Consider the following 17,023-nt stretch of genomic DNA (forward strand, 5'->3'; position numbering starts at 1 on the left):
TCGCGCCACGCCGCACTGCAGGATCCCTCTCCCTCCTTCGTGCCACTTCGTGCCCCTTCGTGGGCAAATCCCTCTCCTATTTCCCCCTTCACCCTTCATCCTTCAACCTTCAGGAGAGCAGCGACTAAATGGACATCCTCTCCATCAACGACCTGCTCGACGCCCTCGAAGAGCACGGACCTGAAAAGGTCATCAAGGCCACTCGCAAGAAGCCCATCTCCAGCTTCGCCCTGCGCAGCCTGTATTCAGAATACGCCGACAACGACGAATACCTCCTCTTCCTCGCCCAGTACCCCCTGCTCCCCTCCGAGCTCGCCCAAAGCATCGCCGCCGACCTCAAACCCAAGCAGGTCGCCATCGCTACCGCCCTCGCCAGCAACCCCCGCAGCCCCGCCCAATCCCTCGGCCTGCTCGCCGCCCACCCCAGCGCCAGCGTCCGCATCGCCGTCGCCAGCAACCCCAACGTCAGCCCCAAGGAGTGCCAAACGCTCGCCCAAGACGAAGCCCCCTTCGTCCGCGCCGCCATCGCCCAAAACCCGAGCCTGCCCACCTACCTCCAGTTCATCCTCGCCACCGACGCCGAACCCGCCGTCAAGATAGCCCTCGCCGAGCGCGAAAACCTCGACGGCGACGTCGCCCACCGCCTCAGCCGCGATCCCTCCGCCCTCGTCAAGGCCGCCCTCCTGCGCAACAAGTACCTCGATCCCGAGCTCTTCCAGATGTGGGCCGACTCCGACGACGAGATCCTCCAAGCCATTCTCCTGCGCCGCGCCGACAAGTTCCCCGCCTCCGTGCGAAACTCCCTGCGCTATTCCCCCCACCCCAGCGTCCGCTTCCCCGCTCTCGACAGCAGCCCCCTCTCCCTCCCGGAAATGCTCTGGCTCGCCGAGTCCGACACCATCGAAGACCGCGTCTACCTCGCCCAAAAGCCAGACCTCCCCGCCGCCATCCAGCGTATCCTCGCTCAGGATACAGCGACCAAAGTACGCCGCTACCTAGCCGCCAGCGCCAATCTCCAGCAAGACATCGCCGAGCGCATCGCCACCTCCCACGACCTCCAGGCCTGCATCGCCCTCGCCAAGAACCCCCAAGCCAGCCCCGAGCTCCTCAACGAGCTCTGCCTCCACCCCGATCCCCAAGTCGCCACCCTCGTCGCCTACCGCGACGACCTCGGCGCCCACCACTGGGACCTGCTCATCAACCACCGCAGCGACAATACCGTAGCCGAACACATCGCCTTCCAAGCCATCGACTACCCCCACGTCGAAGCCGCCGTCGCCGAACGCTTCGCCGCCAGCCCCAACCCCTCCCTGCGCGCCTTCGCCGCCGCGGCCCTTAGCCTTTCCCCCAACACCCTCGCCCACCTCAGCCACGACATCTGCGAGAAAGTTCGCGAATCCGTCGCCAGCAACCCCAACGTTCCCGAGCCCCAGCTCCGTGAGCTCTGCTACGACGAAAACCAAGACATCGCCAACGCCGCCGAAAAGACCATTGCCCAACGTCTCCAAGCAGCGAATACACCCTCAGGCGCAAAAACTTTCGAAAAACCAACAACCGCGACTCGCCAAGGCGGCGCCCGCAAAACCATTCTCAAAAACATCCTAAGCTTCTTCAAAGAATAAGAACCATGGCTAAGAAACCACAAAAACTCGCACCCCTGACTTTCGCAGAAATCGTCCTCCGCGGCGACAGCGAAACCATCCGCCAAGCCCTCGAAGCCCGTTCCAAGATCGACACCCTGCTCGAGGAACGCGAAGCCGCCTACCAGCGCATCAGCGAACTCGAGAGCCAAGTCGAATCCATCGTCGGCGAAGAAGGCGTATTCCCCTTCCCCGAGCCCCCCGCTCCCGTATCCGCTTTCCCAACACAAGCTCCCGCTAAGAAGGCCGCCAAGAAAGCAGCACCTAAGCCCGCCAAGGAAGACGAGCCCAAGACCGAAGAAGCGGCCGACGCCGACAAGCCAGCCGAAGAAGAAGAAGAGTAAGCTCCCGCACTCTTTCCCCGCATCCATAGCTTTTCACCAACCGTGAAAACCTAAGCGAGCTGCGGGCAAACAGACCTCCTATGCCAACAAACATGTCCCTAGACGAGCTCGTCGCGGTCAACTCTCTGCTCATCGAGCGAGAGACCAGCCTCGCCGACCTCAGTCACATCGAGACCACCATCTCGGACATCCTTGGCGAACCCTACCCCTTCGACGATCCCGCGGTCGAGCTGCCCTCCCGCAAGAAAGCCAAACGCGCCAAAGCCCCCAAGCAGCCCAAAGCCAAAGCCGCCCCCAAGATCCGCCGCCTCAAGGACGGCGAAACCGGCTACCGCGTCACCCTCGTCGAAAACGGCGAACGCAAAACGCACGATCTGCTCGACTTCGCCCCCTTCCAAAAGCTCTTGGCGAAGCCCCTCCCCCACCACCGTATCCAATCCGTGGCTACCCTAGACGACACCCTAAACGTCGCCGACACCCTCTACGAAACCCCGTAGGAGCGACCTTTCTCGCGAACCTCAACGAGCGACCCCGTAGGGCTGTCGCTCGCGACACGCCGCAAAGCCAGATCACCCCGCAGCGCGGAGCGGTTTCACCCCAGCGAGGAAAGGCAAGCGCCAGCCAATCCCGCTCGCCGCGCAGCCACTACGTCCGCAAGGCCTTCCCGAAAATCGACCTGTTCGCGAAAACCGGTCAAAACCTGCCGTAGCCGCGCCGTATCCGCCCCCTTTCGCAGGGCGCCTTCCGGCTTGCTCGCGTCAAAGAAGATCCCTCGCTCCACCCCGCAAAGCTCCACCAAGAGTCCAACCAGTTCCGACATGCGAAGCTCCCGAGAGCTCCCGACATTCACGGCTTCTCCGCAAGCGTGCACTTCCGTCAAACCGAGCAGGCCTCTCACTAAATCCTTAGCGTGGATAAAGCTACGGGTCTGCTTGCCAGAACCCCAGACCTCCACAGGGCCACCATCCTCCTTCAGCACGCGCTCCAGCAAGCTGGGGATAACATGCCCACCTTTTCCGCCGAAAAGATCGCGATCGCTGTAAACGTTGAAAGGGCGGGCTATCGCTATCTTCAAGTGCGATTTCCTCGCCGCAGCGATTGCCCGATGCTCCATCTCGCGTTTCGCCAATCCGTAGCCCCGATTCGCTGCCTCCGGCTCGCCCTCCTCGATCGACAGTTCCGGCGTCGGCACGATCGCATCGTCCGGATATACGCAGGACGAACTCACGACCAGCAGCCGCTCGACACCATTCCGTAATGAACAATCCAATACAGAATCCGCAATCTCTAGATTCTTCCGATAAAGCAGCTCATGCCGCCCCTCCTCTTCATACAAACCTGGAGCAACTCCTGCCAGATTCATCGCCACGTCCGCCCCACTTATCAAGGTATCGACAAGCCCCCGGTCCCTGACGTCGCCTCTTACGAACTCGATCTGCCCCGCGATCCCGGACAGGTTTGCCTCCGCTCCGCTAGATAGATCATCCAACACCACCACATCCGCTCCCACCTCGACCAGAAACTCGCAAAGGTAGGAACCGATCCCGCCCGCGCCTCCAGGCACGAACACCCGCTTCCCCTCCCAAAACGACATATCGCGATCCATTCGACGCCCTATTGCAGCTCTCCTAGAACCTTCGCCTGCAAACGTAGAAAACGCCGACCTTGTAATTCGTTTTCCAATACAACGACATCCTTTACCAACACGGAAACACGACCTCCCTGAACAGGCCCAGTTTCAACCGCGGCTGCCCCCTGCCAAACGGCGCTCGAATCCAAAGTAGCGATCGGCACCCACGATTCGGCTTCCCCTAAACTGGAAGCCTGAACGCTCAGCTCGAGCGACTGGAAAAGGTCAACCGGCAATGAAAATACGAGAGCCACTCGCCTGCCCTCCGCTTCCTCCAAGACAAGCTGCTGCGGTAGCCACTCAAAGGCGCCAGGGCCCGGAGGCGATTTCGGGTCGAGCCCAAAAACAAACTCCATCCCGTTCTCGATACCATCCCCATCGAAGTCGGCCAAAAAGGCCGTCGCTTCTACATCCGACAATTCCGATTCGGAAAAATGGCTCCCACGGAAAGCGTCGTATTCCGGACTCTGGTTCAGCACGAAATCGAAACGATAGTCGAACCGCTTGCCGTCTTCGCCAAAGGCTGCCTCCTCGTCCGTCAAAAGCGAAATGTCGACAGACCCCGCACCCGAGACCCCAGATATTTCGAACGACAGCTCAGCAGCCGCGCCTTCGTCCAGTACCAAAGGCAACAGGCCCCCGACCTGCCGCACCGAAGCCGCGGCATCGCCGCCGAATTCGATCGATTTCAAAGTGAGCTGCGTCAAGCTGCTACCGCCTCCCAGAAACGCTGCCGTATTTCGAATCTCGATACCAAAACCGACAACCGAAACCCAAGCGCCCAAATCATTCGATCCGCGAGATCCCCACTCGCTCTGCAAACGTGGCCCTACGATCGGCGTCCCATCTACTAGCAAATTCGCTGCAGCCGCTCGCGGAGCGACCGCCCCCTCATCGCTCCAAGTTCCTTCCGGAATTTCAATCGCCTCCGTCGCGCCCTCACGATCGACATAGGTGCCCGCCGGAGCCAAGGTCGGCGCGCTCGCTCCCGCTTCCGCCACAAAACTGCCCTTGGGGGATATCGTCTGAGCGGACGCGCCAGCGATAGCTACGAAATAGCCCGGCGAAGCGATAGTTGCCGCTGAGGCGCCTGTAGTAGGAACATAACTACCGGCTGGAGCTAGAATCGCGGCGCTCGCTGAGGACGCGCCGGGCTCCGCTATGAATGTTCCCACCTCGGCCGCGACGGAATCCGACAGGGAACTCGCTCCGCTAGCTGGTATGTATCGCCCAGGAGGAGAAAGCGTCTGCCCCGTGGATTCAAATGCTTCAACATAATGGCCGGGCGACGCCAAGGTCGGACTCGTGGCGCCCTCCACTGCAACAAAGCTGCCGGGCTCCGCTGAGACCGCTGCCGTCGCTCCCGTCTCGGAAACATACCGCCCTGGCGGAGCAAGCGTCGCTCGAGACGCTCCCTCAGTCGCCACGAAACTACCCAAAGGAGCCACAAGAGCCGCGCTCGCCGCAGACGCCCCCTCTACTGGAATATACTTTCCCACTGGAGCTAAAATCGCTGCAGACAACGAACTCGCGCCCTCGATCGGGATGTAGCTGCCCGCTGGAGCAGGCGTTTGATAGGACGCCCCTTCGCTATCCACGTAGTAGCCGGGAGAAGCCAACTGAGCGCTGGTAGCCCCCTCGATCGGAATGTAGCTGCCTAAGGGAGCTGGCGTCGGCGCGCTTGCTCCTTCCGTAGCTACATAGGTTCCCACCGGAGCAAGCTGCGCCGCTGAGGCGCCGTAGACTTCCACGTAGGTGCCCGGGGACGCTGGAGTCTGCTTGGTCGCTCCCGGAGTATCCACGTAATGGCCGGGCTCCGCCTCGATGCAATTGATCCCATCCAAAGTATAGGTCCCCGGCGCGCAGTCCACCGCGCTCAGGAAAGGAACGGCGACACCGATTCCGCCGTATGCTAAGATCTGTGTGAGGGCGGAAAAACTTCGGACAGCGAGCATATGCGTTTTCATTTAGGAGCTTTGTAAACCCTGGGGCGAGATTAAACCTTGCCCGCTCCTCAGGAGCCTGAGTTCTTGTTCCCAATCACTATCGCCCGCAGCAAACCGTTCCTGATGCCAAACCCAAAGATTTCTGTCGTCGTGCCCGCCTTCAACGAGGAAAAATCGATAGCAGCCTGTCTCCAGGAACTCACGACAACCCTACCCGCAGATACCGAATTCCTCGTGGTGGACGGCGGAAGCGACCAAACCGCCCCTATCGTTCGCCAAGCCGAAGCGAAAGATTCTCGCATTCGCTACTGCAAAAACGTCGGCGATCGCGGCAAAGGCCACGCCATCCGCACCGGTATCGCCCTCGCTCGCGGCGACATCATCGCCTTCTTCGACGCCGACCTACAATTCTTCTCGCACGACCTTCTCAAGCTCGCCGAATTTCTGCTCGAAGGCCATGCGGACGTCGCCATCGGCTCGCGATTTCATCCGGAAAGCCCCAAGGACGTAAAAGCCAGTCTCGTCCGCAACTGCGGAAACTGGCTCGTCAGCGCCTACCTCTCCCTTCTCTACGGTCAACGCGTCACCGACGCTCTCGCCGGAGTCAAAGCCCTCACCCGCGAAGCGGCTGGTCGCATCGACCTGCAAAGCGACAGTTTTGAGTACGAGGTAGAAATCATAGCCAAGTCCCTTCGCCACAAACTCCACCTTAGCGAGCTCACCATTGGCACCCGGAACCGTGCCGCGGGAAACAGCAAAGTCTCCGTGTTCCAAGTCGGCGCCCGTATCCTTTTCGCAATCACACGCTTCCGATTCGAGAGAGCGAACCCGTGAAAGCCAAGCACGTCATCCCCCTCTCTCTTTTCCTTCTCACCGCGGGACTCTACCTCCGCAGCGTCACCTTCGACTTCGTAAACTACGACGACAACCACTACTTCTACGACAACAGCCACGTCACCGGAGGCCTAAGTTGGCAAAACGTAAAGTGGGCCTTCGAAATCCATGGCCCCAGCATGTGGATCCCCGCCACCTGGCTTTCCCACCAAGCCAGCGTCTCCCTCTTCGGAGCCGCCCCCGGCCCCCACCATCTCGTCAACCTCCTCCTGCACGCCGCCAACGCGGCTCTTGTATCGATTTTCCTAGCACGAATGATCGCCAGCTGGAAACCAGCCGCATTTGCAGCCGCTTGCTTCGCCTTCCACCCCATCCATGTCGAATCCGTCGCCTGGATTACCGAGCGAAAAGACGTGCTAGCGCTTTTCTTCTCGCTCTCCTCCCTCCTCGCCTATCTCCGCTACCAACAGCGAAGAGAACCGCTAGACTTCGTATTCGTTCTTTCCCTACACGCTCTCGCAGTGATGGCCAAACCGCTCGCCGTCACCCTTCCCTGCGTAATGCTTCTGCTCGATTTCCTAGCAAGACCAAGCCCCACCCCAAAAACGACTCCTAGCCGCCTCCTCGCGGAGAAGATCCCCCTGTTCGCCGTCTCCTTCTTTGCTTCCTACATGACCATCCTCTGCCAACGCTCCATCAACGCGATTGGCTCTCTAGACAGCTTCCCCTTGAGCGTTCGGCTCGCCAATGCAGCCCTCGCCTACGCGAGCTACCTGAAACAATTTTTCTTCCCCAGCCGGCTCGTTCCCTTCTACCCCTACCAACACGAGAGCTCGCTCGCAGCTCTCCTCCTCTCCCTCGCCCTTCTCCTAGCCTTCACCCTTGGCTGCCTCTGGGCTTTCCGGCGCCAGCGTCCCACCTACCTACTCGGCTGGCTCTGGTATCTCGGCACCCTCGTACCCATGATCGGCATTGTTCAAGCGGGATCCCAAGCCATGGCGAACCGCTACGCCTACCTCCCTTTCATCGGACTATACCTGATTCTCGCCTACCTCTTCCAGCAGCTGATCCAACGCTTTCCCTGCCACAGCCGAACGGTTCTCGTAGCCTCCCTCCTTCCTATCCTGCTCCTAGCAAGCGCCACGTATCGCCAGATAGGATACTGGAAAAACAGTCAATCCCTCTTCACTCACACTCTTGCAGTCAATCCCCAGAACTACCTCGCGCACAACAACCTCGGGATCGTACTCAAAAACCAAGGACAATCCGAAGCCGCTCGCCACCGCTTCGAAGCTGCCCTCGCCATCCACCCCACTTACACCGAATCGATCAACAACCTCGGCCTGCTCGAAGCCGAAGCCGGCGATTTTCCAGCCGCCCAAGCCTATTTCGAAAACGTCCTGCACCTTGTCCCGCATCATCCTACCGCCACCCATAACCTCGCAAAAATTGCCTTCGAGCACGGCCAAACAGCCGAAGCGGAAGCTGGCTTCCGCACCGCAATCGAGGAAGATCCCGATTTCTCCGAAGCCCACTACGAGCTCGGGTACCTGCTCCTAGCAACCCAACGTCCCCCCGAAGCTGCCGCCTCTTTCAAGCGTGCCCTGGAACTCGCCCCCCGTCGCCCCAACGCCTGGATCAACTACGCCATCTCCCTCAGCTCCCTAGGACAATTCGCCGCGGCGAAAGCCGTCTACCGAGAGACGCTCGAGCGCTTCCCCGACAACATCCTCGCAACCCGCAATTACGCCCTGCTCCTCCTTCAAACGGAAGAGCCCTCCCAAGCCGACCTCGTATTGGAAAAGTTCCTACACCGAAACCCAGAGAACCATGAACTCCACAATTTCTGGGCCACCAGCCTTCGCGAACGGGGACATCTCGAAAAAGCCATAAGCCAATTCGAAATACTTGCAGAACGCGAACCGGGCAACGCCCAAACCCACCATAACCTAGGCATCCTCTACGGTCGACTCGGAGACCACGCCGCAGCCCTCTTCGAATTCGAGAAAGCCCTCGCGATCAACCCCCGACACCCCGCCTTCCTCCGCAACAAAGCAAGTGCCGAAGCGATGCTTATCAAAAACGGCGAGCTCTAAGTTTCACCTTCTTCCCCTCGCCGCCCCCTCCCTTTTCGATTGCCTCTCAAGCTCCGCGCATCGACCTTCTCAGCGATGCACATCCGCCCCACTTCCAACCCTCGTCGAGGCGGAATCGCCCTCGTCCTCCTAGCCCTCGTCATCCTCCTCTCCGTCGGAGGCCTCGGCTACTACTACTTCAACGCGAATGCCCAGGAACGCTACGCGAGCGAAACCGTCCAGCTCGCCAAAGCCACCTCGCAAGCGATCTATCGACTCAACGAACGTTCGCCCCGCGGCGATCTCGACAAGATCCACGCCCAAATCGCCCGCTACCAAGCCCGCAACGACGCCGACCCCAAGCTGATCGAAACCTGGACCCAGCAAAGTAAAGCCATCGAGGAGAGCCTCGCCAAACGCGACGCCCAAGCCGCCCAGATGCAAACACGGGCTAGCGAGTTCGACCTCAACAGCAGCCTCGCCGAACTCGAAGCCTTCGACGCGGAACTAAAGGCCTTCGTCAAAGACCTGGACCAGGACACCCGCAACCGCCTCCTCGTCGCCTGGTCCCAGCGGAAAAACCAAATCCTCGCGGACATGCAAAGCGTATCCGCCACCATCATCGCCAAAACCTTCCCCTCCGGAGCCAAGACGTACCTAGATGGTGAATACATCGGCCTCTCCTCCCTCGGCATCCAAAACGTCCGCAAAGGCAAGCACCTCCTCACCTTCGAAAAGGACGGCTACCTGCCCGCAGAACTCGAAATCCTCGTCGAAAACAGCGGAACCATCGAGCCGCCCCGCACCGATCTCCAGCTCGCGGTCCGCCCCATCCAAGTCACGGTCATCGGAGGAAAGAAAAGAGCCAAGATCTCCGTCTCGCTCGAAAAAACCGCCGACGACAACGACGACATCATTCTCTACATCGACGAACAGGAAGGCCGCGAAGCGCGATTCGACCAAGCCCCGCTAGGCCGCCTTCGCCTCTCCGTCACCGCCGACTTCCGCCTCGCCGCGGAGCGCGTCATCGAAAACCGGGACGGCCTCGAAACTCCCATCGTCGTTGACCTCGACCAATAGCCGCCCCTCCCCTACCGCACACAAATTCGTGACAAAGTTTTACAGATCGATGACCCTTTCCCTTTCGAGATCTGCTAAAATCGCCCCATGCCCTCGGTCACGAGATTCCTAGCCGCCTCCCTTTTCGCCGCCCTCTGCCTCAGCGGCGCGGCGGCCCCACGCCTCGAACTAGCCCTCGACCGCGAATTCTACATCGAAGGCCAGCAAAACAATCTCTACCTCAAAACCACCGTGCATACGGGGGACCTCCCCAGCGAATCGAGCTCCCCCGCCTCCAACATCGTCTTCCTCGTCGACCGCTCCGGATCCATGGAAGGCGAAAAGCTGGCCGCCCTCAAAACCAGCCTCCAAGGCGCCCTTGCGAACTTCTCATCGCACGACCGCATCGCCCTCGTGGCCTTCGGCTCCAGCGTCGAAACCCTCATCCCGCCCACCCAACTCGACCAGCTGAGCAACGCCTCCGCCAAAATCGCCAACCTCACCACCGACGGCGGCTCCGCCCTCTTCGACGGCCTCAGCCGCGCCCGTGAAGAAATTCTCAAGAACGCCGCCGACCACCCATCAAACCGGATCTTCCTCATCTGCGACGGCCCGCCCAACAAAGGCCCCCTCGATCCCGAACAATTCGCCACCCTCGCTGCTTCGATCGCCCGCCAAAGCATCGCCATCACCAGCTTCGGGCTCGGCTCGGACGCCCCCCTGGAGCTGCTCGACCAAATATCCTCTCCCAGCAACTCCCCCACCCGCACCATCCCAGAGCCAAGCCAGCTCGCCGCAGCCATGGCCGCCGAGCTCCAGCCCCTCAATCCACCGATCGGGAAAAACGCGGTCCTGGAGATCGACTTCCACCGCGCCCTCGACATCGAAGAAAGCATCGGCCGCGAAGCCGAGATCGGTTCGCGACGCGTCACCTTCCACCTCGGCTCCCTCCTCGCCAACCAAGAAATCACCACCGTCGTACAGGCCACCCTCAACGCCTCCGCAACCTTCTTCAATTCCAACCGCCTCGCCAGCGCCTCGCTGAGCTACCAGCCAACCGACCTCCCCGACGCCGCCCCCCGACGCATCGAAGCCGAAATCGGCGCCCGCTTCGTCCAGGGCTCCAGCCATTCCTTCGACTCCATTCAACCACACGTCTACCAAACCGTCTGCGAATACGAAACCTCGGACATAATACGCGAATCGCTCGCCGCCCACCAAGAAGGCAAAAGCAAGAAAGCCCTGCGCGACTTGAAGCGACTCGCCCGCAACATTCGCAGCATCGCCCAAGATATCCCCGAGCTCCAAGCCCAAGCCTCGCTCGAACAAATCAACCAAACCATCGACGCCATCGAACAAGCGAACGAGTCCACCATCGAAACCAGAGCCCTCATCAAAACACTCTTCCCCAACCCCTCTCCGCAAGCCGACGACGACGCCCCGTGAACCGCCTTTCCAACCCCACCCTAGCTTGGATCCTGCTCGGAGCCTCAGCCCTCACTCTCGCGGCTCTCACCCTCTTCTCCATCTACCGCGAAGAGAAAGGCGACGCCCAACGCCGCGCCGAACTCATCGAGCAACAACAAACCCGACTCACCGAAAAGCTGGCAAGCTACCTATCCGAAATCCAACTACAAACCGGCCGCAGCCTCGTCGCTTTCCACCAGGAAGGCCTGCCGGGAAAACTGCGTCAGTGGTCCCAAGGCGATCCCCTGATTAGCGATGCGTATCCACTTCCTCCTCACACCGACTGGCAACCCCTACTCCACGCCGAATCGCCCCAGATCATCCACCTCGAATCTCCCGACGCCCCTTCCGCCCTCCGCTCCGGCTACTATCAAGACAACAAGGAAATCGCCCTCCGCGAAGAAGGCGCCATCGAGCCCATCCTATTCTGGTACTTCGACCGTCAAGCGGAGCCTCCTAGCTGGACCGCTGGGCACCGCATCGCCAAAGGTCAGCCCATGCGTATCGTAAAACTCGATACAGCTACCCTCCGAACCGCGTTCCAAACCCTGCTCGCCGAACTGGCCATCCCCGACCTCAAAACTGAGATTACGCCCGCAACCGCAGACCAAGAAAACTCCCTTTCGGACATCCTTCCCGGCTACGCCCTCACGCTCACCCTCGCGCCCAACCCCGACCGCAAGCTGCTCAACACTCTCAGCTACACCGTCGTCGGGCTCACCCTCGCCATCGGAATCCTCTGCGGAATCCTCATCGCCCGAAGAACCGCCAAGGAACGCCACGAAGCCCTCCGCAAAACGACCTTCGTTTCCCAAATCAGCCACGAATTCAAAACGCCCCTCACCAACATCTCCCTCTACTCCGACCTGCTCGCGAACGAAGGCATCCCCCCGGAAAAACGTAGCAAGTATCTCGATACAATCAGCCGAGAAAGCCTTCGTCTCAGCGAACTGGTCGACAACATCCTCGCCCTCAACGCCATCGAATCAGGCAAGAAAAAATACAAGATCAAGGAGCTCCCGCTCCACGAAACCATCGAGGCCATCCTCGCCGACTACACGCCCACCCTGCAGGCCGCAGACATGCAGGCCACCTGGATCCGCCTCGATTCCCCGCTCTCCGTCCGCTTCGATCCCGCCGCCCTCCGCCAGATCCTGCTCAACCTCCTCGACAACGCTCGCAAGTACGCCGCTGCCGGCAAGCAAATCCAGATCAGCTGCGCCCAAACCGACCGCTGCGTACTGCGCATCGAGGACAAAGGCCCCGGCATCCCATCCCACCTACGCCAAAAGATCTTCGAAGCCTTCTACCAAAAGCAAAGCACCCTTACCGAAAAAAGCCCCGGTGCCGGCATCGGACTCAGCCTTTCTCGACGCATGGCCCGCGATTGCCAAGGCGAGCTATCACTCGATTCCAACTACAGCCAAGGCGCCCGTTTCCTTCTCGAAATCCCACTCGCCTAAGCGCCCCCTTCCCATGAAAAGAATCCTCATAGCCGAAGACGACACCAGTATCCGCGAAGGACTCGAAGACGCCATCAGCGCGGACGGACACACCGCCATCGCAGCCGCCAACGGCGACGAAGCGGTAACCCTCTTCCATCAGCACCAGCCCGACCTAGTCCTGCTCGACATCATGATGCCGCTACGCAACGGCTACGACGTCTGCCGCCTCATCCGCGAGACCAACAAGCAAGTCCCCATCCTCATGCTCACCGCCAAGACAGAGGAAATCGACCAAGTGCTCGGACTCGAACTCGGCGCCGACGACTACATAAAAAAGCCGTTCCGGGTGCGAGAGCTGCTAGCTCGTATCCACGCCGCCCTGCGCCGCGTCGAAGCCTTTGCCGTCGCCACGCCAAGCGCACCGAAAACCACTCACACCTTCGCCTTCGGCCCCGTCACCATCGATCCCCGCCGCCTCGTGGCCATCGTCGAAGAAACCGAAACGCCGCTCACCGAACGCGAGCTCACCCTGCTGCAACTCTTCCACGCCCACCCCCACGAAGCCCTCAGCCGCGACTTCCTGCTCAACGAAGCCTGGGGCATCGACTACCAAGGCACGACCCGCACCCTCGACCAACACATCGCCAAACTGCGCGCCAAGATCGAAAGCAAGTCCGGCCCCAGCCTCATCAAAACCGTGCACGGCGTCGGCTACAAATTCTCCGCCTAACCCCAGCCCAACGCAGAAAGCGCAGTTCGCAACACCCCGTGACAACTCCCTACAATTCCTCACAGCCTTTTACCCAGCTGTGACGACTTTCACACCCCCTTTCCGTATCATGATTGCAGATACTCAAAACCAACCCTCAACCCAAAATCTGCATCATGAACATCACCCTAGTTTCAAAAACAAGACGACTCGTCCTCGCCTGCCTCGCCCTGCACCTTGCGCTTGCTGCTAGCTCCGAAGACATTTCGCCATCGCTAACGATTTACAACGGGGACCTCGCAGTGGTCCGACAAAGCTTCCCCCTAAATCTCAAGAAAGGAGAGAACGAACTCTCATTCTCCGGAGTCACCGCCCTGCTAGATCCTCAGTCAGTAATCATCAGTACTAAGGACAACAAACATTCCCTTGCCATCCTCGAACAGAGCTATCGCTCCGACATCGTTTCCCCTGGCCTCCTGCTGAAGCAGCTTGAAGGTAAAGAAGTCGACTTCCTCTCCCACGACCAAGATGGCGAGCCTAAGATCATTCGTGGCCGTCTCCTAAGAAGTGGATACACACCCAACTCCTTCAACCAATCGCGTCATCGCCGCTACAACTACAACGAGCAGAATCAGCCGATCGTAAAGGTCGACGGAAAAATACACTTTGGCCTGCCCGGCCTGCCCCAATACGGCCCCCTGCCGGACGACTCCATCCTCGAGCCCACCCTCAACTGGCTTATCTCCGCCAACCGCTCCATCAAAGCGCAAGCGGAACTCGCCTACCTAACGCAAGGCTTCACCTGGAAAGCAGACTACAACCTAAGCGGAGGCAACCAGTCCGATATCGTTGATATCGTCGGCTGGATCAGCATGGAAAACGATAGCGGCACCTCCTTCAAAGACGCAAAAATCAAGCTCATCGCCGGCGACGTCCATCAAGCCCAACACCCTGGAGAGGAGGAAATATTCGAGCTCTCACCCTTCGAGGTTTCAGGCCCGAGCAATCGGGAAGTAGAAGCCCGCAGCTTCGACGAATATCACCTCTACGAACTCCCGCGCAAAACCACCTTGCTCGACAAGCAATCAAAACAGATCGAGTTCCTACGCGCCGAAGGCGTGAAAGCGAAGACTCTCTATATCTACGACGGCGCCAACACCACCCTAACCCCCTTCAACCACAGAAATCTACGCTTCAACGAATCCATCCCCATCGCATCCAGCAAAGACGTCTGGGTTGTCCGCGAAATCGAGAACTCCAAACTCAACAAGCTCGGGCTGCCCCTTCCCGCCGGCAAAACTCGATTCTACCGCGAAGATACCGATGGCCAACTCGAGTTCACCGGCGAAAACATCATAGACCACACCCCTAAAAACGAGATGCTTCGCATCTACACCGGAAACGGATTCGACTTAATCGGAGAACGCATCCGCACCCGCTCCGACACAGACCGAAACACCTTCTACGAAGAAGAATACACCCTCACTCTAAAAAACCGGAAAGACAGCCCTGTCACCATACAGGCCATCGAACACCTCGCCCGCTGGAATAATTGGGAGATCCAAAACAACACCCTTCCCTTCGAAAAAATCGATTCCAATACCATAGTCTTCGAAGTTGATCTCGACGCCGACTCAGAACGAACCGTCACCTATACGGTTCGCTACACCTGGGGAAGCAACTAAGCCTCGCTCTAACCCAATTTTCCTCCCACGGCCCGCTCCCTACAGAGCGGGCCTTTTAAATTCTCAATAACACACTCCGCCGTGACAACTCCCTACAATTCCTCACAGCCTTTTACCGAGCTGTGACGACTTTCACACCCCCATTTCGTATCATGAAAGCAGATACTCAAAACCAACCCTCAACCCAATATCTGCATCATGAAAACGAATACACAAAAAACCATAAGTTCACTTCTCGCCCTTCCCCTCTACCTCTCGACCTTGCTGCACGGACAAGTCGCGAAGGACGATGACGACGAAATCTTCGAGCTAAGCCCCTTCACTGTCGATGCGTCCTTCGACGCTGGATATAGCGTCAGCGCTGGCGGAGCCCAAGACATCAGCTACACGCGCTCCCAAATCGCGATGGGCAACATTCCGCAACCTGCCACCTTCACAGCAGAAGGCCTCCTGAGCGAATACGACCTGCCCCTTCAAAACGACAGCGATTGCGAGAGCCTCATCTGCGTCTATGGTGAAGCCATGCCCGCCACCCTGCCCAACCTCCCCGAAGCCACCCACCTCGCCCAAATCGGCTTCGCCTCCGGACTCGACGCCACCACCTGGGAACGCGAACCGCTCAACCTCATCGCCGTCGTTGACAAGTCCGGCTCCATGAGCGGCCAACCCCTCTCCCTCGTACGCAAGTCGCTGCTCGAAGTCCTCGAACAACTCGACTCCCGCGACCAGCTTTCCGTCGTCCTCTACGGCGATCGTAGCCACGTTTACATGGACCCCATCAAAGCATCCCCCGGAAACAAAAATCGTATCCGACAAACAATACAAAACATCCAATCCTCCGGATCCACCAACCTCGAGAGCGGGCTGAAGGTTGGCTACGACCTCGCCGACGAATCCGCAGCCGACTTCCAAGGCAACACCCGCCTCATGCTTTTCACCGACGAACGCCCCAACACCGGAAACACCAGCGAGCACGGCTTCATGACGCAGATGCGCAACGGCTCTCAAAAAGGCTACGGACTCACCACCATCGGAGTCGGCCGACACTTCGGAGCGGAACTGGCAAACACCATCAGCTCGGTACGGGGCGGCAACCTCTTCTACTTCCCCGACGTGAAATCCATGCAGGACAAATTCGCCAACGAATTCCAAACCATGGTCACGGAACTTGCCTACGACATGAAACTCACCCTCTCGCCCGCAGACGGATTTAAGATCGCAGGCGTGTATGGGATTCCTGGTGACATGCTCGAATGGACCGACGACGGACGCTCCCTCTACATGGAAGTCGAAACCCTCTTCCTCAGCCTCCGCAAAGGAGCCATCTACTTCGCCCTCGCTCCTGAGAAGGGCACTTCTTTCGGAACTACGAACAAGCCACACCGCAAAAGCATCGCCCAAGCCAAGCTCTCCTACGAACTGAGCAACCAAAAGTTCCCTATCTCGCAGCGAGTAAACCTCACGCTAAAAGACAGGGACGACGCAAGCCTCGGACTAGTAAGAGGAGAAGCCCTTATCGACCAATACGTTTCCCTCAAGAAAGCCACCACCCTCTATCATGAAAAGGGCGACACCGCCCAAGCCTACGAAATCGTTCGCGACCTGTCCCAACGCTTCCGCGAATTGCGCGACAGCGAAATCAAGCCCGAGCAAAAACTGATCAAGGAAATCGAAAAAAGCCTCTCCATCATCGCCGAAGACGATTCGGACTTCCTCAGCGACTCCAGCAACTCCCTCCTTTCCGGGAGCTGGATCGCCCACGCTCACGACAACCCAGAGATAGGAGAACCCACTCTCATCGAGTTCCACTCCAACCGTATTCTAGAAGTCACTACACTAGACGAAAACAACACGCCAATCTACAAAACCTTCGCCATCGCCGCAGAGAACTTCGACAAACGCCGCCACGGACAACTCAACATTCTCGACGAAGAACAAGTCGAACGCCTCGCCCGCACCAACCGTGTGGTAGGCAAGCTCTCGCAAAACGAAGACTACGCCTACGACATCTCGCGCATCGTATACAAAGTCCGAGGCGAACACCTCACCCTCTCGATCTACGACGAGTACAATCGCCCCGAAAACCGCATCGTCTGCCAGCGCTACACCCCCGAAGCCCAAGCCCGACGCGCCGAGATAGACGCCACTACCGGCCTGCCTACCCGAGGATAGAGCCTGCATCACACCTC

At 59.2% G+C, this 17,023-nt stretch carries 13 protein-coding genes; 11 read left to right on the forward strand and 2 right to left on the reverse strand.

The features are described 5' to 3' along the window. Positions 1 to 128 precede the first annotated feature (128 nt). From QEH57_RS14590 to QEH57_RS14600, 3 genes are all read left to right on the forward strand, one after another. A complete protein-coding gene (locus QEH57_RS14590; protein WP_309007489.1) occupies positions 129 to 1,622 on the forward strand; it encodes a hypothetical protein in 1,494 nt (497 codons plus the stop codon). A gap of 5 nt (positions 1,623 to 1,627) precedes the next feature. After that, positions 1,628 to 1,984, forward strand: coding sequence for a hypothetical protein (locus QEH57_RS14595; RefSeq protein WP_309007490.1), 357 nt, complete (start codon positions 1,628 to 1,630; stop codon positions 1,982 to 1,984). 92 nt (positions 1,985 to 2,076) lie between these two features. Continuing rightward, positions 2,077 to 2,481 (forward strand): hypothetical protein, encoded by a 405-nt coding sequence (locus QEH57_RS14600; protein ID WP_309007491.1) that lies wholly within the window; start codon positions 2,077 to 2,079, stop codon positions 2,479 to 2,481. A 95-nt stretch (positions 2,482 to 2,576) separates the two neighbouring features. Here QEH57_RS14600 and QEH57_RS14605 read toward each other — a convergent pair whose 3' ends face one another. Further along, a complete protein-coding gene (locus QEH57_RS14605) occupies positions 2,577 to 3,590 on the reverse strand; it encodes an SDR family NAD(P)-dependent oxidoreductase (protein WP_309007492.1) in 1,014 nt (337 codons plus the stop codon). A gap of 8 nt (positions 3,591 to 3,598) precedes the next feature. Then, positions 3,599 to 5,581 (reverse strand): hypothetical protein, encoded by a 1,983-nt coding sequence (locus QEH57_RS14610; RefSeq protein WP_309007493.1) that lies wholly within the window; start codon positions 5,579 to 5,581, stop codon positions 3,599 to 3,601. Positions 5,582 to 5,683: 102 nt separating this feature from the next. Between QEH57_RS14610 and QEH57_RS14615 the strand changes: the two genes are divergently transcribed. The 8 genes from QEH57_RS14615 to QEH57_RS14650 all read left to right on the forward strand — a co-directional run bounded on the left by QEH57_RS14615 (position 5,684) and on the right by QEH57_RS14650 (position 17,006). Beyond that, entirely contained in the window at positions 5,684 to 6,394 is a 711-nt protein-coding gene (locus QEH57_RS14615; RefSeq protein WP_309007494.1) for a glycosyltransferase family 2 protein, read from the forward strand. Then, positions 6,391 to 8,490 (forward strand): tetratricopeptide repeat protein, encoded by a 2,100-nt coding sequence (locus QEH57_RS14620; protein ID WP_309007495.1) that lies wholly within the window; start codon positions 6,391 to 6,393, stop codon positions 8,488 to 8,490. Before QEH57_RS14615 ends, QEH57_RS14620 begins: the two co-directional genes overlap by 4 nt. A 75-nt stretch (positions 8,491 to 8,565) precedes the next feature. Further along, a complete protein-coding gene (locus QEH57_RS14625; protein ID WP_309007496.1) occupies positions 8,566 to 9,549 on the forward strand; it encodes a PEGA domain-containing protein in 984 nt (327 codons plus the stop codon). A gap of 87 nt (positions 9,550 to 9,636) precedes the next feature. Next, a complete protein-coding gene (locus QEH57_RS14630) occupies positions 9,637 to 10,974 on the forward strand; it encodes a VWA domain-containing protein (protein ID WP_309007497.1) in 1,338 nt (445 codons plus the stop codon). Beyond that, the gene (locus QEH57_RS14635) at positions 10,971 to 12,458 is read left to right on the forward strand and encodes a HAMP domain-containing sensor histidine kinase (RefSeq protein ID WP_309007498.1); all 1,488 of its coding nucleotides are present in this window, start codon (positions 10,971 to 10,973) and stop codon (positions 12,456 to 12,458) included. Before QEH57_RS14630 ends, QEH57_RS14635 begins: the two co-directional genes overlap by 4 nt. A 13-nt stretch (positions 12,459 to 12,471) precedes the next feature. Further along, entirely contained in the window at positions 12,472 to 13,170 is a 699-nt protein-coding gene (locus QEH57_RS14640) for a response regulator transcription factor (protein ID WP_309007499.1), read from the forward strand. A gap of 155 nt (positions 13,171 to 13,325) precedes the next feature. Beyond that, the gene (locus tag QEH57_RS14645) at positions 13,326 to 14,834 is read left to right on the forward strand and encodes a hypothetical protein (RefSeq protein WP_309007500.1); all 1,509 of its coding nucleotides are present in this window, start codon (positions 13,326 to 13,328) and stop codon (positions 14,832 to 14,834) included. Between the two features lie 198 nt (positions 14,835 to 15,032). Beyond that, complete coding sequence (locus tag QEH57_RS14650) at positions 15,033 to 17,006, forward strand: VWA domain-containing protein (protein ID WP_309007501.1); 1,974 nt, start codon at positions 15,033 to 15,035, stop codon at positions 17,004 to 17,006. Positions 17,007 to 17,023: the final 17 nt, after the last annotated feature.

Origin of the sequence: Pelagicoccus sp. SDUM812005, from assembly GCF_031127875.1 — a bacterium.
GTDB lineage: Bacteria > Verrucomicrobiota > Verrucomicrobiia > Opitutales > Opitutaceae > Pelagicoccus.